This window comes from Candidatus Palauibacter scopulicola, assembly GCF_947581915.1.
In the GTDB taxonomy this organism is placed as follows: domain Bacteria; phylum Gemmatimonadota; class Gemmatimonadetes; order Palauibacterales; family Palauibacteraceae; genus Palauibacter; species Palauibacter scopulicola.
The window spans coordinates 37,515-55,540 of record NZ_CANPWG010000008.1 but is presented as its reverse complement, the minus strand read 5'-3'; the positions used below and the strand labels follow the sequence as shown (position 1 = coordinate 55,540).

General features: G+C 70.8%; 15 protein-coding genes. All 15 read left to right on the top strand.

From position 1 onward, the window contains the following. Positions 1-119 precede the first annotated feature (119 nt). The 15 genes from RN743_RS00805 (at position 120) to ftsA (ending at position 18,019) form a co-directional block, all read left to right on the top strand. Positions 120-1,907, top strand: coding sequence for a tetratricopeptide repeat protein (locus tag RN743_RS00805; protein WP_310775247.1), 1,788 nt, complete (start codon positions 120-122; stop codon positions 1,905-1,907). Between the two features lie 210 nt (positions 1,908-2,117). Then, positions 2,118-2,549: a hypothetical protein gene (locus tag RN743_RS00800; protein WP_310775245.1), complete on the top strand. Its 432-nt coding sequence runs from the start codon at positions 2,118-2,120 to the stop codon at positions 2,547-2,549. A 49-nt stretch (positions 2,550-2,598) separates the two neighbouring features. After that, the gene (gene rsmH / locus RN743_RS00795) at positions 2,599-3,561 is read left to right on the top strand and encodes a 16S rRNA (cytosine(1402)-N(4))-methyltransferase RsmH (RefSeq protein WP_310775243.1); all 963 of its coding nucleotides are present in this window, start codon (positions 2,599-2,601) and stop codon (positions 3,559-3,561) included. Further along, the gene (locus RN743_RS00790) at positions 3,558-3,920 is read left to right on the top strand and encodes a hypothetical protein (protein WP_310775241.1); all 363 of its coding nucleotides are present in this window, start codon (positions 3,558-3,560) and stop codon (positions 3,918-3,920) included. Before rsmH ends, RN743_RS00790 begins: the two co-directional genes overlap by 4 nt. Next, on the top strand, positions 3,917-5,944 hold the full coding sequence (locus RN743_RS00785; protein ID WP_310775239.1) for a penicillin-binding transpeptidase domain-containing protein: 2,028 nt from the start codon (positions 3,917-3,919) through the stop codon (positions 5,942-5,944). Before RN743_RS00790 ends, RN743_RS00785 begins: the two co-directional genes overlap by 4 nt. A 195-nt stretch (positions 5,945-6,139) precedes the next feature. After that, complete coding sequence (locus tag RN743_RS00780; protein WP_310775237.1) at positions 6,140-7,534, top strand: UDP-N-acetylmuramoyl-L-alanyl-D-glutamate--2,6-diaminopimelate ligase; 1,395 nt, start codon at positions 6,140-6,142, stop codon at positions 7,532-7,534. After that, positions 7,531-8,928: a UDP-N-acetylmuramoyl-tripeptide--D-alanyl-D-alanine ligase gene (murF, locus tag RN743_RS00775; RefSeq protein ID WP_310775235.1), complete on the top strand. Its 1,398-nt coding sequence runs from the start codon at positions 7,531-7,533 to the stop codon at positions 8,926-8,928. The genes RN743_RS00780 and murF overlap by 4 nt, the downstream gene beginning before the upstream one ends. Further along, positions 8,928-10,034 carry a phospho-N-acetylmuramoyl-pentapeptide-transferase gene (mraY, locus tag RN743_RS00770; protein ID WP_310775233.1) on the top strand — a complete coding sequence of 369 codons (1,107 nt, stop codon included), beginning with the start codon at positions 8,928-8,930 and terminating at the stop codon, positions 10,032-10,034. The genes murF and mraY overlap by 1 nt, the downstream gene beginning before the upstream one ends. Next, the gene (murD, locus tag RN743_RS00765) at positions 10,034-11,440 is read left to right on the top strand and encodes a UDP-N-acetylmuramoyl-L-alanine--D-glutamate ligase (RefSeq protein ID WP_310775231.1); all 1,407 of its coding nucleotides are present in this window, start codon (positions 10,034-10,036) and stop codon (positions 11,438-11,440) included. Before mraY ends, murD begins: the two co-directional genes overlap by 1 nt. Beyond that, positions 11,437-12,591, top strand: coding sequence for a putative peptidoglycan glycosyltransferase FtsW (locus tag RN743_RS00760; protein ID WP_310775229.1), 1,155 nt, complete (start codon positions 11,437-11,439; stop codon positions 12,589-12,591). The genes murD and RN743_RS00760 overlap by 4 nt, the downstream gene beginning before the upstream one ends. A 3-nt stretch (positions 12,592-12,594) precedes the next feature. Further along, complete coding sequence (locus RN743_RS00755; protein WP_310775227.1) at positions 12,595-13,743, top strand: UDP-N-acetylglucosamine--N-acetylmuramyl-(pentapeptide) pyrophosphoryl-undecaprenol N-acetylglucosamine transferase; 1,149 nt, start codon at positions 12,595-12,597, stop codon at positions 13,741-13,743. After that, positions 13,740-15,158, top strand: coding sequence for a UDP-N-acetylmuramate--L-alanine ligase (gene murC / locus RN743_RS00750; protein WP_310775225.1), 1,419 nt, complete (start codon positions 13,740-13,742; stop codon positions 15,156-15,158). Before RN743_RS00755 ends, murC begins: the two co-directional genes overlap by 4 nt. After that, positions 15,142-16,035 carry an FAD-binding protein gene (locus RN743_RS00745; protein WP_310775223.1) on the top strand — a complete coding sequence of 298 codons (894 nt, stop codon included), beginning with the start codon at positions 15,142-15,144 and terminating at the stop codon, positions 16,033-16,035. Before murC ends, RN743_RS00745 begins: the two co-directional genes overlap by 17 nt. Continuing rightward, positions 16,032-16,796: an FtsQ-type POTRA domain-containing protein gene (locus RN743_RS00740; RefSeq protein WP_310775221.1), complete on the top strand. Its 765-nt coding sequence runs from the start codon at positions 16,032-16,034 to the stop codon at positions 16,794-16,796. Before RN743_RS00745 ends, RN743_RS00740 begins: the two co-directional genes overlap by 4 nt. Beyond that, positions 16,793-18,019: a cell division protein FtsA gene (gene ftsA / locus RN743_RS00735; RefSeq protein WP_310775219.1), complete on the top strand. Its 1,227-nt coding sequence runs from the start codon at positions 16,793-16,795 to the stop codon at positions 18,017-18,019. The genes RN743_RS00740 and ftsA overlap by 4 nt, the downstream gene beginning before the upstream one ends. The last annotated feature ends 7 nt before the right edge of the window (positions 18,020-18,026 follow it).

Below are 18,026 nucleotides of genomic sequence, written 5' to 3'. Positions count from 1 at the left end.
GGCGGCGGCTTGCATTAATCGACCTTGAACCCCTTGTTTCGAAGTGATACCGGTTTTGGTGTGTCGCACGGCCCTGTGATCCGTGCGCCGTCTGTTGCACGAACGGTCCGAGGTACTCCATGAGAAGCACGCGGAACATTCTCCCGTGGGTGGCGGCCGGAGTCGCCGTCCTCTCCCTGCCGGCGGCGCCCCGGGCGCTCGAAGCGCAGACGAGCGACCTGCTGATCCTCGTCGCCCCCGTCGCGGTGACCGAGCCGGTGGACCGCCGTTTCGGCGAGCGCATCGCCGAGGAAATCCGGGACGGGCTCAAGATCTTCCCCGGCTACATCGCCATCGAACGCGACGATGCCCGGGATCTGATCGACGATTACGATCTCGATGAGAGAACGATGTCCGCGATCGAGTGGCAGCAGTTGGGGATGCAGATGAACGCCGCCCTCGTCATGGTCGGGACCGCGGTCGCGGTCCCCGGCGGGGTTGAAGTCGACGTCAACTTCCTTGAGCCCAACAGCGGGGACCGGCTCCCGATGGTGGCGTTCACGGTGGCGGACGACGACTCCCACGAAGTGGCGGGCGCCCAGATCATGGGACAGCTCGGGCAGGGGGTCGAGTACCTCCGCTCGCTCGCGTTCTGCGGCGACTACCTCGCCTCCGAACAGCCCATGGACGCGATCTCGAACTGCAACGCGGCCCTGGCGCTCAACCCCGCCAGCGACCGGGCGCACTATCTGCGCGGCCGCGCGCACATGCTCAACGAGGCTTGGGGGGAGGCGGCCGCCGACCTGCAGGGTGTTGTCGACAACAACGCGTCGGACACCGACGCCCTGGAATCCCTCGCGTTCACGTACGCCCAGTTGGGCGACGGCGCCGCGTCGCTGCGCTACTACCAGCGGTTTCTCGACTTCCGGCCGGACGATGTCGACACGCGGCTGCGGATCGCCTACGAGCTCACGCAGGCCGAGCGCTGGACCGAGACGGTGCAGCTCCTCCAGGACGGCGTGGAGCGCGCGCCGGACAACGTGGGCCTGCTCGAATACCTGACGGCCGCGTCGCTGGAGGCCGGGCAGACCGCCGGGGAAGTCACCGATCCCGCCATGATCCGGGTCGCCGTCGATGCGTCGGGCAAGCTCGTGGCGCTGCAGGGCGACGCCGTGAACCCCTCGACGCTCTCCAACGCGACGAACGCGTACATGCTCCTCGAGGAGTACGACAACGCGCTCGCCTTCTCGGATCAGGCGCTCGCGGCGATTTCGAGTTCCGACGGCAGCGGCGAAGGCGAGATGTCCCGCGAGGAGTTGCTCGCCCAGGTGCACGCTTCTCGCTCAACGATCTACGATCGGATGGAGAATCCGGAGATGGGCGTGGCGGAGCTGGAGCAGGCGCTGGCGTACAACCCGAACGTGCCGAACGGACGGCAGCGCCTTGCGGCGCTCAAGATGAAGGCAGGTGACACGGAGGGGGCCGTGGCGGACTTCCGCGCCGCCGTTGCAGCCGGGGCGGATGCGAACCAGGTGGGCAACGCGATCTTCAGCCTGGGATACAACAGCTATTATGTCCCGCAGACCCGAGTTGAATACGGCTCGATCGACCTGGGTGAACTCAATACGGCGCTGGATCTGCTCGACGTGGCCACGGAATTCGTCCAGGATACGGATCTCTCGCAGCAGATCCACTTCTTCCTGGCGTACGGGTACTTCCTCCGGGGGAGCGCCTTCGACAGCCGCAATGAGGCGGACATGGCCTGCGCGCCGGCGCGCACCGCTCTTGGCGCCTTCCAGCGCGTGAGTCCGCACTTGGCGCAGGCGGGTACCGTGCAGGCGGCCAACCAGGAGCAGATCCGCGTAGCGATCGATCAGCAGTTGTACCGCCAGGAGTCGATCATCGAGGAGTCCTGCAGCCGCTCGTAGCCCGGCGGCGCCCGCCCTGGGCGCACCCTGTTTCGAGGCCCTCGCGCCCGGTTCGCTTCACCGCGGCCGGGCGCTTTTTTCTCCTTGTGATGGGATAGAATGGGGAGAAAAGGGGTTGACACCCATCACCAGGACGCATAAGGTGGGTTTCGGTGGGTGGAAACGGGTCGTTCTGGGAGGGACACCCTTGGCGAATGTCGAAGGCACGATTTGCCAGGCTTTCTGGGGAGTTATCGACATCAACTCGACTCTCAGGGTCGGGTCAGCCTGCCGGCGCCTTTTCGAAGGGGCCGGGAGCGGGAGCCGTTCGTCCTCCTCAAGACGCAACCCGACGCGCTGTCGCTCTATCCGGACGAGGCCTGGGCAGACGTGCAGGACGAACTCCGGGAGATGTCGAGACGGGAACCGCGCTTTCGCCCCCAGGTGCTTCGCGTGACGGCGGACGCCGTTCAGGTCTCGCCGGACGCGCAGGGAAGGATCCTGATTCCGGAGAGGATGAGAAAGGCGGTCGCGCTCGGCAGCGAGGCTCTGGTCGTGGGCGCGATCAACCACGTCCAGATCTGGAATCCGGAGACGTTCGAGAGCGTGACGAGTGCGACGGACGAGGACTTCGATCGACTGATAGAGACGGTATTCGCCTGACGAGTTTTCCGATCGCGGCACGGTGGGGGGAGTCGAGGAAGCCGACGGAGTGACAGAGGAGACGTTTCGGCACACGCCGGTCATGCCGGATGAGGTGCTGCGGTGGCTTCGCCCGGAGTGCGGAGGCGTTTTCCTGGATGCGACGGTCGGCGGTGCGGGGCATGCGATCCGGCTGCTGGAAGCAGGATCGGCCGTGCGCGTGATCGGGATCGACCGCGATGCGGAGGCGATCGAGGCCGCGAAGCGGCGGCTCGCCTCGGCGGGCGAAAGGGTGAAGCTGATACAGGCGAACTTCAGGGACGTCGCTCGTCCGGAGTTCGCCGCGGAAATGGACGGTCTGGCGGGAGCCCTGATGGACCTGGGCGTCTCGTCGCACCAGATCGACACACAGGAGCGCGGTTTTTCGTTCCGCCCGGGTACGCCGTTGCGGATGCGGATGGACGAAGGGGCGCGCGAGACAAGGTCCGCGGCCGAGCTGTTGAATCGGGCGGACGAACGCGAGTTGGGCCGGGTCTTCCGCGATGGGGAAGAGCGTAGGTGGCGGACGCTCTCACGTGAGGTGGTGCGGCGGAGGAAGATCCGGCCCTTCAGCACAAGCGACGACCTCGTGGCGGCGTTGTCCGCGGTGCTGGGTCGTTCGGCACGGGAGAAGCAGAAGGCCAGGCTGTTCCAGGCTTTGCGGATCGCGGTCAACGACGAGCTGGCCGCGCTGAACGAGGGGCTGGAAGGGATACGAGTCCGGCTCGCACCGGGTGGGCGGCTGGCGGTGCTGTCGTACCACTCGCTCGAGGACCGGTTGGTAAAGGACGCGTTCCGGAGCTGGTCCGCCGACTGCCGCTGTCCTCCGGGTCTCCCGGAGTGCCGGTGTGGGGGAAGGTCGCTGGGGCGGGCGCTGACGCGCCGGCCCTTGCGCCCGTCGGCCGAGGAGGTGGCCCGGAATCCGCGGGCGCGCAGCGCGCGACTCCGGGTGTGGGAGAAGCGCGGCACGGACGAGCGGGCGGGCGGCGCATGAACCACTGGAGCGGGAGCGTACGGAGGGTCCGCCGCAGAACGCTGGTGCGGTGGATGACGGCCGCGGCGGCCGTCCTCGCGCTGGCGGCTTCGCTGGTGAGCGTGGTCCGTCGGGGCGAGGATGGGCGGAGGTTGATGGCCGAGCTTCGAGGGCTCGAAGCGGAAGACCGGGTCGTCACGGACCGGATCGACGCGGCTCGGACGAGAGTCGATTCGCTCGCGGCGCCGGCCCGGATAGAACGCGCGGCGGAGGCACTCGGGCTGCAGCAGGCAAGCGAAGAGCAACTGCTGCAGGTCGACGCCGGGTACTCGCCGGACGAAGAGGAGAGGGGAGTCGCCGGCAGGGGAGGGGAGAGGTGACGCGTTTCGGCATTCACAGCACGACGCAGGTCGAGGGCGCGGCGGGCGATGCGCGGGAGGCGGCGCTCGTGCGCACGCAGCGCGTCCGGCATCGTGCGCTGGGCATCGCGTTCACCGTCGTGGCGTTGGCGTACACCGTGCGTTTGGGCGACCTCCAGATCCTGGAGAGCGAGGCGCATCGCGCGAGACAGGTCGCGCAGAGCGCGGAGTGGGAGTTGTTGCCCGCCGTACGAGGGCGGATTCTGGATCGTCGCGGCCGGGTCCTCGCGGCGCCGGACACGCGATACCAGGTCTTCCTTGCCGTCGACGAACTGCGGGTCGACCGGGCCGGAGCCATCGAGGCCGTCGCCTCGGTCGTGCCCGTCGCCGCGGAGCGCCGTCGCGCCGTCGCGCAGGCTGAGGGCGGCTGGTCTCTCGTTGCGGGCGACGTGAGCGATGAAGAGCGTGTTCGACTGCAACGGACGGTCGGACGGGGAATCTACTTCGAGAGCCGATCGGCGAGAGAATACCCCCGCAGCATGGGCCGCCGCCTCATCGGGGCCGTCGGGGCCGATGGCCGGGGCGGAACGGGTCTTGAAGCCGACCTCGACGCCTGGTTGGTCGGCGAGCCCGGCCGCGCGGAGGTTCGGCTCGATGGCCATCGCAACGCCTACCGTCCACCCGGCGGACAGGTCGTCGAGGCGGTGCCCGGACACGATGTCGTGCTCACGCTCGACGCCGAACTGCAGCGGATCGCCGAGAACGAACTTGCGCGCGCGATCGCCAAGACGGGGGCGGGCGGGGGCGACATCGTCCTCCTCGACCCGCGCACCGGCGAAATCCTCGCGCTGGCGAGCGAGCGCACCGACGGGGCGGTCGACCGGATCTCGGGCCTCAGCGATCCGTACGAACCCGGCTCCACGCTGAAGCCCTTCCTTCTCGCGTCGCTCCTCAGCGAGGGTGTCGTCGACCTGGACGAGATCGTGGATGTGGAGGACGGCAGGCTGCGGATCGGCTCGAGGGTGATCTCGGACGTCCACGGCTACGACACGCTCAGCGTCCGCGGGATCATCTCGAAGTCGAGCAACGTGGGGGCCGCGAAGCTGTCCGCCCGCCTGACGCCCGCGGTCCAGCACCGCTACCTGCGGGACTTCGGCTTCGGCATGCGGACGCAACTGGGGTACCTGTCCGAGTCGCCGGGGCGCCTCGGCCGGCCGGAGTCGTGGACCTCGCTGAGCCCCGCTTCGCACGCGATCGGGTACGAGATCTCCGCCACGTCCCTGCAGCTCGCCATCGCCTACGGCGCCATTGCGAACGGCGGCGTGCTGATGCGGCCGCGCCTCGTCCGGGAGATACGGGACCCGTTCGGGCACCTCGTGCAGCGCTTCGACCCGAGTCCCGTGCGGCGCGTCATATCCGAGGAGGTCGCGGCCGCGGTTCGCGGGGTGCTGGAGGAGGTCGTCCGCGAGGGTACCGGAACGCTCGCGAGCATGGCGCGCTTCGCGGTGGCCGGGAAGACCGGAACGGCCCGCCTCGCCGTGGACGGCCGCTACGCGCCCGGCCGCTACCGCGCCTCCTTCGTCGGCTTCGCGCCGGCGGATGACCCGCGGCTCGTCATCCTCACGCGACTCGAAGACCCGAGGGGAGGCGTCTATTACGGGGGCGCGATCGCGGCCCCCACCAGCCAGGCGACCCTCCGGGCGGCGCTCGCGGCCGATGGCGTGCAGGTGGATCCGCGGCTGGTCGTCTCCGACGCCCGTCCCCGGCCCTGGTCCGGCGGTCCGGCGGCCGGCGCGCCGGAAGGCGCCGTCGTCTTCGTCTCCAGCGGGACGGGCGCGACCGGCGCGGCCGCCGGCGGGACCGACGTGAGCCGGCGGGGCGTCGTCGCGCTACCGGACCTGTCGGGACTCGCCGCGCGGGCGGCCGTCGCGCGCCTGCACGCGCTCGGCCTCCGCGTCGAATGGCGCGGACAGGGGAGCGTCGCGGGACAGAGCCCCGCTCCCGGGAGCGAGCTGTCCCGGGGTGCAACCGTCGTCTTGAGATAGCCGAGAGGCCGCGCGCGCCGGATTCCGGGACGGAGGGGTGAACGATGGCGAGTCTCGGGAATACAAGATTGGAGGGAGGTTAACCACCGGACTTTGCCGCAGCAGACAACGACGAATCGACAGGTCGAGCGCAGGCTCGACGAAGCGGGCCTCGAGCCGCGGTGGAGAGGGGTGCCTCCCGCGGAGTTTCCCGCGTTGCGTTCGGACTCCCGCCTGGTCGGCGCCGGTGACCTATTCTGCGCGATTCCCGGGACGCGGGTCGATGGCCACGCGTTCGTCGAAGCCGCGCAGCGTGGCGGGGCCGGCGCCGCCGTGGTCGAGCGTGTCGCCGATGTCGACCTGCCGCAACTGGCCGTCCGCGACGCCCGGGCGGCCGTATCGCATCTCGCCGCGCTCTTCGCGGGCGACCCCGGCGACGCGCTCCGCCTCATCGGCATCACGGGAACCAACGGGAAGTCGACCACCGCGTGGCTCACGCGCTGGATCCTGGACGACGTGGGACCCGCCGCCGCGTTGGGCACCCTGGGCACCGTATCCATCGACGGTGAGATCGGAGCCCCGGGGCTGACGACGCCCGACCCGATCGACCTGGCCCTCGAACTCGCCGCCCTGCGAGCCGGCGGCGCCGAAGCGGCGGTGCTCGAGGTTTCGTCGCACGCGCTCGACCAGCGCCGCGCCGATGGCTGCTCGTTCGATGCCGTGGGTTTCACGAGTTTCAGCCGCGAGCACCTCGAATATCATCCGGATCTGGAAGCGTATCGGGCGGCCAAGCTGCGCCTGCTCGATCTGCTCGCGCCGGAGGGCGTCTGCGCGGTGAATGACGACGAACCTGCCTGGAAGGAGGTCGCGCCGCCGAACGCCACGACGCTCCGCTACGGCTTCGAGTCGACGGCCGACCTGTGGCCGGATCGACTCGTCCTGCACGCCGGGGGGGCACACTTCACGCTGCGCGCGCCGGGTGAAGCCGCCGCCGTGTCCCTTCCGCTTCCCGCCGATTTCAACGTGCGGAACGCCCTCGCGGCCGCCGCCATCGCCCGGGGCCTCGGCGTGCCGCTCGAACGAATCGCCGCGCGACTCTCGGAGGCGCCGTCCGTGCCCGGGCGCATGGAGGTGATCTCGCGGGAGCCGGTCCTTGTGATCCGCGACTTCGCGCACAATCCGGACTCGTGCGAGCGGGCGCTGTCCTCGTTGCGGGCGATCGTGCCGGGCCGGGTCATCGCGCTGCTCGGCTGCGGTGGCGACCGGGACCCCGGCAAGCGGCCGCAGATGGGGAGCATCCTGGCCCGCCTGGCGGATGTCGCGATCGTCACCAGCGACAATCCCCGGACGGAAGATCCGTCGGAGATCTGCCGTCAGATGGTCGTCGGGCTCCCGCCGGACAGCTACGAGATCGTCGTCGACCGACGGGCGGCGATCGCGCGGGGACTCGCCGAGGCGGGGCCGGCCGACGCGGTCGCGCTCCTCGGCAAGGGACACGAGACGGTCCAGGTCATCGACGGGAAGCGGCTCCCGTTCGACGAGCGCCGCATCGTGGAGGACCTCCTGCCGGCGCTCGCCGGAGCGTCCGGGCTCCGCGGAGGGGCGGCGTGACGGCGGCCACGCAGGCCCCGGCGCTGCGTTCGGACTGGCTTCGGGCGGCGCTCGGCCTCGACGCCGGCGGCGCCGGGAGCCCCGGCGGCCCGGGAGGGCGGGCGTATACCGGGGTGTCGTGCGACTCGAGAACGTTGGAGCCCGGCGAGCTGTTCGTCGCGCTCGCCGGGGCGCGTCACGATGCCGCCGACTTCCTCCCCCAGGCGGCGGCCCGGGGCGCGCCGGGCGCGCTGGTGCGCGCCGGACGGGAAGATCCGGCGCTGGGGATGGAGTACTTCGCCGTCGCCGATCCTCTGAGGGCGCTCGGCGATCTCGCGGCTCGGGCCCGGCGCGAATCCGGCGCCACGGTCGTGGCGATCACGGGCAGTTCGGGCAAGACGACCGTGAAGGAGATGATCGCCTGCGCCCTCTCCGAGTCCCGCCGCGTATACCGCACCGAGGGGAACTACAACAGCCAGGTGGGGCTCCCGCTCACGATCCTGCGCGCTCCCCCCGACGCGGACGCCTGGGTCCTGGAAGCAGGCGCGAGCGAGCCCGGGGAGATGGCGCGGCTGGCGGAGATCGCCCGGCCCGATCACGTCGTCATCACGACCGTCGGCTCCGCCCACCTCGAGTGCTTCGGCGATGTGGACGGGGTGCTGCGGGAAAAGATGGCGCTGGCGCACGGCGCCTCGGACCGGGGCGCGCTCATCGTGGGAGAGGAACCCGCCATCCTCGCGGAGGCCGCCCGGGCCCACCGGCCCGACGCGATCGTGGCCGGCTTCGGCCCCGGGGCCGACTTCGCACCCAAGGCGTACACGGTCGAAGCGGACCGGATCGAGTTCCGCCGCGGCGGATCGCGCGTCGCGCTGGGCGTGGGCGGCGAGCATCACCTGCGGGACGCTTTGATCGCGGCGGCGCTGGCGGAATCGCTGGACGTGCCGTCCGACGCGGCCGCCCGGGGGCTGTCGCGCTACGAACCGCTCGGCCTGCGCGGCGCGCTGCGCCGCATCGGGCGCCTGACGGTGCTGGCCGACTGCTACAACGCCAACCCGGACTCGTTCCGCGCGGCGATCGCCCAGACGCGCGACCTGCTCCCGGGCCGCCGCCGTGCCGTGTTCGCGGGCTCGATGCTCGAACTCGGCTCCGAGGAGGCGAAGGCGCACCGCGAGATCGGCGACGAGATGCGGGCCGCGGGGTTCGACGTCATCGCCGCCACGGGCCTCTTCTGCGACGCGCCGTTCGACGGCGTGCACGGTCACGCCCTGATCCGGGCGGAGGACCCCGAAGCGGCCGTGCGGCCGTTTGCCGACGCCCTGGAAGGCGATGAGGTCGTGCTCGTGAAGGGTTCGCGCGGCGTCCGGCTCGAGCGGGTCATCGACGAACTGGAAGCCCGCTTCGGAGGGGGCGCCTGATGCTCTACCGCTTCCTCTTCCCGCTCGCGGACCAGCACATCCTGTTCAACGTGTTCCAGTACATCTCGTTCCGCGCGGCCGGCGCCATGGTGACGGCCCTCCTCACCGCGTTCATCATCGGACCGGGCGTGATCCGCAGGCTCAGGAAGCACGGCATCGGCCAGATCGTGCGGGCCGAGGGGCCGGCCACGCACCTCGTGAAGGCGGGTACCCCGACCATGGGCGGCATCATCATCCTCACCGCCTGTATCCTGCCCACCCTCCTCTGGGCACGCCTTGACAACACGTATGTGTGGGTCGCCCTCGTCGTCACCGCCTGGATGGGCGCGATCGGCTTCATGGACGACTACCTGAAGATCGTGCGGCGCCACTCGCGCGGCCTGATCGCGCGGTACAAGCTCATCTGGCAGTTCGTGCTCGGCCTGGCGCTCGGCGGCTTCCTCCTCTGGCAGCCCCTCTCCTCCTTCGGGGCGACGCAGACGATGCTCCCGTTCTTCAAGGACCTGACCGTCGTCCTCGCCCCGGCGATCTTCCCGCTGTTCGTCGCCATCGTCGTGGCGGGAAGCGCGAACACCGTGAACCTGACGGATGGCCTCGACGGGCTGGCCACGGGCCTGGCCGCGATCGCCGCCCTCACCTTCGGCGCCTTCGCCTACGCGATCGGCCGGGTCGACACGTCGGCCTACCTCGGCGTCCTGTACCTGAACGGGGCCGGGGAGCTGTCCGTGTTCTGCGCGGCGCTGGCGGGCGCTGCCATCGGTTTCCTCTGGTTCAACGCCCATCCGGCGCAGGTCATCATGGGCGACACCGGGTCCCTCGCGCTCGGAGGCGCGATCGGCGCCGTCGCCGTGCTCCTGAAGTCGGAGTTCCTCCTCGTCATCGTCGGGGGCGTGTTCGTCCTCGAAGGGCTGTCCGTGATGCTGCAGACCGGATGGTTCAAGTTCAGCCGCCGGCGGTGGGGCGAGGGCCGCCGCCTCCTCCGCATGGCCCCGCTCCATCACCACTTCGAGAAGCTCGGCTGGCCCGAGACGCAGGTCGTCGCGCGCTTCTACATCATCGGCGTCATCTGCGCGCTCCTCGGCCTCGCGACGCTCAAGATCCGCTGATGGCCGAAGACCGTCGTCCCCCGCTCTTCGGGCCCGGCGAGCCCGTGGCCGTCCTCGGACTCGGGGTGTCGGGGACGGCCGCCGCGCGGCTCCTGCACGCGCTCGGAGCGGACGTGTACGCGAGCGACGCGTTCGAGGGTCCCCGGCAGCGCGAGGCCGTGGCGGCGCTGGCCGCCGAGGGCATCGACGCGGAGGTGGGACGGCATGACGTGGAGCGAATCCTGAACGCCGACCTCGTCGTGACGAGTCCCGGGATTTCGCCGACCGCCGAGATCCGGCGCACCGTGGCGGAAGCCGGGGTGCCCACCGTGGCCGAAATCGAGGTCGCCTATCGCCACCTCCGCTCGCGGGTCATCGGCATCACGGGCACGAACGGCAAGACGACGACGACCGCGCTCTGCGGGCACCTGCTGCAGCAGGCGGGCGTGGACGCGCTCACCGCGGGCAACATCGGCCGCCCGCTCTCCGGGATTCCGCTGATGAAGCGGCAGCCGGACTGGCTCGTGGTCGAACTGAGTTCCTTTCAGCTCGCCGATCTCCAGGCGTTCCGGCCCGAGGTCGGCGTGCTCGTCAACCTCGCCGCGGACCACCTCGACTGGTATCCGAGTCTCGAGCGCTACTACGAGGACAAGGCGCGGCTGTTCGCGAACGCCGATGAGGATAGCCGCTGGGTCCTGAACGGAGATGACGACGCGGTGCTCTCCATGGCGGAACCGGCGGCCGGGCGCCGCTACCTCGCTTCCATCGAGCCGCACAGGGCACCGGGGGCATGGCTGGACGAGGCCGGGAGAATGGTTCAGCGTCTCGAGGCCGGGGGGGCGCCGCAGCCGTGGGTCGCGGCCGCCGACCTGCAGTTGGTCGGCGTCCACAATGTCATGAACGCGCTCCTGGCGGGTCTCGGGGCGGCGCTCGCCGGATGCGAGGCGGAGGCGATCGGAGCGGGGCTCGCTTCCTTCCAGGGGCTTCCCCATCGCCTCCAGAGAGTCGGCGAGTTCGAGGGCGTCCTGTGGATCAATGACTCCAAGGGAACGAACGTCTCGGCCACCCGCGTCGCCCTCAATGCGTTCGACCGACCCCTCGTGGCGCTGCTCGGAGGCCGGCACAAGGGCGAGTCCTACCGGTCGCTGGCGCCGGCGCTGAGCGAGAACGCGCGGGCGGTGGTCGCGTTCGGAGAAGCCGCGCCGCAGATCGTCCGGGAGCTGGGCGATGTGGCGCCGGTCGAAGTCGCCGGCGGATTTCCGCAGCTCGTACGTCTCGCTCGCGGGGCCGCCCAGGCCGGCGATGTCGTTCTCTTCTCCCCGGCCTGCTCCAGCTACGACATGTTCCCGGACTACCGGCAGCGCGGCCGGACGTTCGAGCGGTGCGTCCGCGAATCGTACGAAGGCGCCGGGGAGCGGGCGACGTGACGGACCGCGCCATCTCGCGGGAACTCCCGCGCGTTCAGGAGTTCGCCGGTTCGCCGGCGTGGGTGCGGAATGCGCTCATCGGGATCACGCTGGTCCTCGTCGTGTTCGGGCTCCTCTCCGTCTATTCCGCGAGTTCGTTCGCGGCACAGCAGAGCGGACTGCCGGGGAACCACGTGCTCATGAGCCAACTGGCTCGCGCCGCCGTCGGTATCGTGGCGCTGATCGTGGCCGCCTTCGTCGATTATCGCGTGTACCGCCGGTTCGCGTGGCCGATCCTCGGCGTGGCCGCGGTCCTTCTCGTCGTCATGGTCCTCCCCTTCACAACGGAGATCGCGCCCGTCCGGAACGGGTCCCGCCGCTGGCTGATGCTCGGGCCCGCGACCTTCCAGCCCTCCGAGCTGGCCAAGGTCGCGGTGGTCTTCTGGACGGCCTCGCTCGCCGTCCGCAAGCAGCGGAGCTTCGGCAGCTTCCTCAGCGGGGTGCTCCCGTTTCTCCTCATCCTCGGCCCCCTGCTCGTCCTCATCGCCGCGGAGCCGCACCTCTCGGCGACGCTGATCACGGCCGCACTGGCGGCGGCCGTGCTCTTTGCCGCGGGGATGCGCATCCGGCATTTCCTCCTCCTCGCGCTGCCCATCGGCGCCGGCGTGTGGTGGCTCGTGCGCTCGAACAGCTACCAGCTCACGCGGATCCTGGCGTTTCTGAATCCGGAAGCGGACACCTCCGGGGCCGGCTATCAGCTGCAGCAGGCGCAGATCGCGATCGGTTCGGGCGGGATCCTCGGCGCGGGCTATGGTGAGAGCACGCAGAAACTCCACTATCTGCCGGAAGCGCAGAACGACTTCATCTATCCGATTATCGCGGAGGAATGGGGGTTCGTGGGCGCGGTGACGATGCTCACTCTCTTCCTCGTGTGGACACACCTCGGACTGCGGATCGCGAAGTCCGCCCCGGACCTGTTCGGGCGCCTGATTGCGATCGGGCTCACGGCGATCGTCGCCATCGGGGCGTTCGGACACATCGGGATCACGATGGGGCTGCTGCCCACGACGGGAGTGAGTCTCCCCTTCATCAGTTCCGGCGGCACGGGGCTCGTAATCGCGCTCGGCGTCACGGGCATCCTGCTCAACGTGGCTTCGCGGCGGAGATGTTGACGCATGGCGTCGACTCGTATCCTGCTCGCGGGAGGCGGCACGGGCGGCCACCTGTACCCCGCCCTGAACCTGGCCGCAGCCTTTGGCCGGCTGGCCCCCGAAGTCGAATGTGTGTTCCTGGGGGGACGGCGGGGGTTGGAGGCTCGCGTGCTGCCGGACGCGGGGTACGAGTTCCGGCTCCTGCCGCTGCAACCGCTGTACCGGCAGCGGCCATGGCGAAACTGGCGGCTGTTCGCGTCGGCTCCGACCGTCATTGCCGGTGTGCGGCGGGCGTTCCGGGATTTTGATCCGCGGCTCGTCGTGGGCACGGGGGGATACGTGTCGGGGCCCGCGCTCGCGGGAGCCCGGCTGCGCCGCGTCCCCGCGGCGATCCAGGAACAGAACGCGGCGCCCGGGCTCGTGACGCGCCTGTTCGCGCCCGGCGTCGATCAGATCCACCTCGGATACCCGGAGGCTGAGGCCCGGCTCCGTGTCGGGGGCCGCACGCGCCTGAGCGCACTGGGAAACCCGGTCGCACCCGGGGTGGGCGGCGCGGTCGGCGGCGCCGCGGACGGCTCGGCTCCGGCCCGCTTCGACTGGCCGCGGGGTCGGAACCTCCTCGTCTTCGGCGGGAGCCAGGGCGCGCTCGGCCTCAACCGCGCCTTCCTGCGAGACCTGGAATGGGCGGCGCGGGATGCCGCGGCGTGGCCGGACGGCGTTTCGGTCGTGTGGATCGCCGGGCCGGCCCATGCGGCCGAACTCTCCGCGCGGACGTCGGAGCTTCCCTTCGCGGACCGTGTGCGCGTCGTGCCTTACATCGATGATCTGGGGCGGCAGCTGGATCGGGTGGCGCTGGCGCTGTGCCGGTCGGGCGCGATGTCGCTGGCCGAGTTGTGTGCCGCGGGGCGGCCGGCCGTGCTCGTGCCGCTCCCGACCTCGGCCGGGGGACACCAGCTGACGAACGCGCGGGCGCTCGCGGAGGCGGGGGCCGCGGAGGTTCGTGAGGAAGGGGGACTCGAGGCGGGCGAGTTGTGGTCGCTGTGCCGCGACATCCTCACCGACGACCGGCGTCTGACCCGGATGTCGGAAGCCGCCGCGAGCCGCGGCCGGCCCGGTGCGGCGTTCGACATCGCCCGCGAGATGCTCACGCTCCTGGACCGGTGCGCGGCATGACCGGGGCGGCGGTGGGGGCGCCTCGTCCGGCCGCAACCGCGGATCTCCCCGCCTCCGGAGCGCACGTCCATCTGATGGGGATCGGCGGCGCCGGCATGCGCGGGCTCGCGCTCCTCCTCGACAGCTCCGGCTACGTCGTGAGCGGGTGCGATCGCGCCCCGGCGGACGCCCTCGGCGACCTTGCCGAGAAGGAGATCCGGGTCGAGCGGGGACACTCCACCTCCCACCTGTCGGGGGTCGAGCTGCTGGTTCGAAGCTCGGCCGTGCCGGTAGACGAGCCGGAGGTCGTCGGGGCGAAAGTCGCCGGCATACCGGTGATGCGCCGGGCCCGGGCCCTCGGCGCCCTGCTCAACGGGAGGCCCCTCGTCGGCATCGCCGGGACGCACGGGAAGACGACGATCACCGCGATGACCGGGCACGCCGCGGCCGCGGCCGGCCTCGATCCCCTCGTCCTCGTCGGCGGCCGGGTCGAGGCGTGGGACGGATTCACCAGGCTGGGCGATGGTCCGGCCGTCGTGGAAGCCGATGAATTCGACCGTTCCTTCCTCGAGCTTCATCCCACGCTCGCGGTGATCAGCTCGCTCGAGCCCGAACATCTCGACACCTATGGCAACTGGGAACGCCTCCGTGCCGCGTTCGCGGAGTTCGCCGGGCGGACGCGACGCGCCGAAGGCCTCATCTACTGCCACGACGACGAGGGTGCCCGCGAACTCGCGGAGGAGTGCGGTTTCGCCGGAGCGGAGCACGGATTCGGGTACGGTTTCGGCGACGGGGCCCGGTACAGGCTCGAAGAGGCGGGGCGGCGCACGGTGCGTCTCTCCTGGCCGGACGGAACGATCGATCTCACGCTCCGCGTGCCGGGGCGCCATAACCAGCTCAACGCCGTGGCGGCCTTTCTCGCCACGTTGCGGCTTGGCGGGGATCCGAGGGCGGCGGCGCGCGGGCTCAGCGACTTCCGCGGCGTGGCGCGCCGGCTCGAGGTGATCGCGGCGTGGCCCGACCTCACCGTCTTCGACGACTACGCGCACCATCCGACCGAGGTTGCGGCGTCGCTCGCCGCCGTGCGAGGAGCGTATCCCGATGCCCGGCTGACGGTCGTCTTTCAGCCGCATCTGTTCACCCGGACCCGCGACTTTGCGGAGGCGTTCACCCGCGCCCTCACGACCGCTGACGAAGCGCGCGTGCTTCCCATCTATCCCGCGCGCGAAGCGCCGCTTCCGGGCGTGACCTCGGAGCTGATCACCGGCCGGGCCGGCGGGACCGCGGCGCCGATCGACCGCGAAGACGCCCTGGACCTCGTTCCGCCGGAAGTCGGCGCCGGGAAGGCGGTACTCGTCTTCATGGGCGCCGGGGACGTCACCGACCTCGCGCACGCGGCGGTCCAGCGGCGGGTGGGCGATGCGGTGGGAGCGTGATGTCCCGCTCGCGCCGCTGGTCCGCTACCGGATCGGCGGGCCGGCCGCCCGGCTCGCGCGGCCGCGGTCGATCGCGGAACTGGAGGCCGCGCTGCGCGAGACGCCGGGCCGCGGGTGCCGCGTGCTCGGGACCGGCGCGAACCTCCTCATCGGGGACGCCGGGGTGCCGGAGCCCGTCCTCATCCTGGAGGGAGATTTCGTGGCCATCCGGGTCGACGAAACCGCCATCGAAGCCGGGGCCGGCGCCCGCCTGCCCGCTCTCGCCCAGGCCGCGCGCCGCCACGGTCGGTACGGCTTCCATTTCCTGGAGGCGGTTCCCGGCACGGTCGGCGGAGGCCTGCGGATGAACGCCGGGTCGAGGGACGAGGGGATCTGGGATCGCGTCGAATGGGCGGAAGCCGTCACGCCGGGGGGGGAACTCGTGCGGGTCCGCCCCGAGGAGGCGCGGCCCGCGTACCGCCACGTGAGCGTGCCGGCCGACTGGGTGTTCGTGCGCGCGCGTCTCGACGCGGCGCCCGCCGAGGTGGACGCCGTCCGCGAAGCGCACCTGAGTTTCCGCGCGCGAAAGGTCCGGGATCAGGTGTACGATCTGCCCTCGGTCGGATCGACATGGAAGAACCCGCATCCGCCGCATCCGCCGGCCTGGAAGGTCGTCGACCGGGTGGAGATGAGAGGGGCCCGGGTCGGAGGCGCCCAGATTCACGAGCGGCACGCGAATTTCATCGTCAACCTCGGCGATGCCCGCGCCGCCGACGTGATCGGACTCATGACGGAAACTCGCCGCCGCGCCCTGGCGCGTCTCCGCGTGGCGCTGGAGCCGGAGATCCAGTTGTGGGGGTTCGACCCCGCTCAGCTCGCGCGCGTGGGGGCCGCATGATCAGGCGCCGGTCGTCACCACCCGGCCGCATCACCCGCCGCGGACGCCGCCGGCTCCTCCTCGCCCTGATGGTCGCCGCGATCGGTCTGTCCGTCCCCGTGTGGGCGCCGTCCCTCCTCGCGACGCTGCCCGCGTTTCAGATTTCGGAGCTCCGCGTGGTCGGGACCGATCACATCTCGCCCGAAGAGATCCGGGCGCTGGCTCTGACCCCGGACGCGTCCGTGTGGGACGAGCCGGCGAGGTGGGAGGCGCGCGTTCGGGCCCATCCCATGGTTCGCGAGGCCACGGTCCACCGGGAGAGCTTCCGCACCCTTGAAATCGCCATCGTGGAGCGGCGCCCGGTCGCGCTCGTCGCGACCCCGGAACTGCGTCCGGTGAGCGGAGATGGCTACGTGCTGCCCCTCGAACCCTCCGCCGCGCCGCTCGACCTGCCGATCGTCCAGGGTCCGGTCGAGACGGAGGGCGGTTTCGTGGCGGACACGGGCATGCGGGAACTCATCTTCGCTCTGTCGCGCATGGATCGCACGCGGAGCGACTTCATGTCCCTCGTCTCCGAGGTCGGGCCCGCGGCGGAGGGGGGATACCGGTTCCTGCTCCTTCCCGGCGCCGGCGCGGATGTCGTGTTTCTGCCGCGGGAGGAGCCCCTGCGCGCCCTCGACCGGGTATCGATCGCGCTTGGACAGATCGAGGATCGCCGCGTCACACGTGCGGATGCGCGTTTCAGAGGCCAAGTTGTACTGACGCGCGTGGAGGAGCGATGATTCAGGGGGCGGGCATTGTCGGGGTGGATGTGGGGTCGACCAAAACGTGTGCGGTCGTCGCCGCGGTGCATCCGGGCCGCAAGCCCACCGATCCGCTCGAGATCCTCGGCCTCGGCGTCACCCGGTCCGAGGGCATGAACGGCCCGAACATCGGGAACATCGAGGCGGTGACGCAGGCGGTTCGCACCGCTGTCAGACAGGCGGAAGCCACGGCCGGCCGCGAAGTCGAGGCCGCCTACGTGAGCGTGCCGAGCGGAAGCGTGCGGACGTCCCGATCGAAGGGCGTGCTTCAGGTCTCCGGCTCGGAGGTCACGCCCGCCGACGTCAAGCGCGCGCAGGAAGTGGGCCGGGCCGTCCCGATTCCGCCCGGCCACGAGTTGATCCACGCCCTGTCCCAGCGGTACGCCGTCGACCATCGTGACGGGATCCGGGATCCCGAGGGCATGGCCGGAACCCGTCTCGAGGCGGACCTCTGCATCGTGACCGCGGAGGTGGCGATCTGCCACGACCTCGCGAAGGTGGTCGACCGGGCGGGATACCGGCCGGACGAGTTGGTCATGGCGCCGCTGGCCACGGCGCTCGCCGTGCTCGAGGACAGCGAGCGCGAGGCTGGCGTGGCTCTGGTCGAGATCGGGGGCGCGACGACCGACGTACTCGTGTACGGAGGACACCGTCTCCTTCACGCCGCCACGCTGCCGTGGGGCGGATCGATCGTGACGCGGGACATCGCGCGCGGCCTCGGCGTTCACGAAGACGAGGCCGCGCAACTCAAGGAGCGACACGGCGGAGCGCTGCGCGACCGGGCCGATTCGCACGAATTGCTCGACGTCTCGGGGGCTCGCCACGGACGCGCCCGACGTGTGTCGCGCGAGCTGCTGCTGCACATTATCGAACAACGGCTGGACGAGATACTCGGACTGGTGTACGAGGAACTGGAGTCGAGCGGAACGTTGCGAGGACTCGAGGCGGGGATCGTGCTGAGCGGTGGCGGGGCTTCGCTCGCGCACACGGAAGACCTGGCTCGCTCGGTCTTCAATCTGCCGGTTCGCACCGGTATTCCGTCACTCGGCCTCACGGGCATGGCGGAGGGTCTCGCGCGTGGGTCCTACAGCACGGCCGCGGGGCTGGTGCTGTACGGTGCGTCGCGGGCCTCGGCCGGAGGGTTGGTGGGAGCGACCCGCGCCTTCGCGAGAGTCGGCGGGTGGCTACGAGAGTTTTTCTGACGGGAGG

Excerpts from the sequence above, each read along its gene's own strand:
- RN743_RS00805 (WP_310775247.1), top strand. The coding sequence starts at position 120 with ATGAGAAGCACGCGGAACATTCTCCCGTGGGTGGCGGCCGGAGTCGCC.
- RN743_RS00790 (WP_310775241.1), top strand. The coding sequence starts at position 3,558 with ATGAACCACTGGAGCGGGAGCGTACGGAGGGTCCGCCGCAGAACGCTG.
- mraY (WP_310775233.1), top strand. The coding sequence starts at position 8,928 with ATGCTCTACCGCTTCCTCTTCCCGCTCGCGGACCAGCACATCCTGTTC.
- murD (WP_310775231.1), top strand. The coding sequence starts at position 10,034 with ATGGCCGAAGACCGTCGTCCCCCGCTCTTCGGGCCCGGCGAGCCCGTG.
- RN743_RS00755 (WP_310775227.1), top strand. The coding sequence starts at position 12,595 with ATGGCGTCGACTCGTATCCTGCTCGCGGGAGGCGGCACGGGCGGCCAC.
- murC (WP_310775225.1), top strand. The coding sequence starts at position 13,740 with ATGACCGGGGCGGCGGTGGGGGCGCCTCGTCCGGCCGCAACCGCGGAT.
- RN743_RS00745 (WP_310775223.1), top strand. The coding sequence starts at position 15,142 with ATGCGGTGGGAGCGTGATGTCCCGCTCGCGCCGCTGGTCCGCTACCGG.
- RN743_RS00740 (WP_310775221.1), top strand. The coding sequence starts at position 16,032 with ATGATCAGGCGCCGGTCGTCACCACCCGGCCGCATCACCCGCCGCGGA.
- ftsA (WP_310775219.1), top strand. The coding sequence starts at position 16,793 with ATGATTCAGGGGGCGGGCATTGTCGGGGTGGATGTGGGGTCGACCAAA.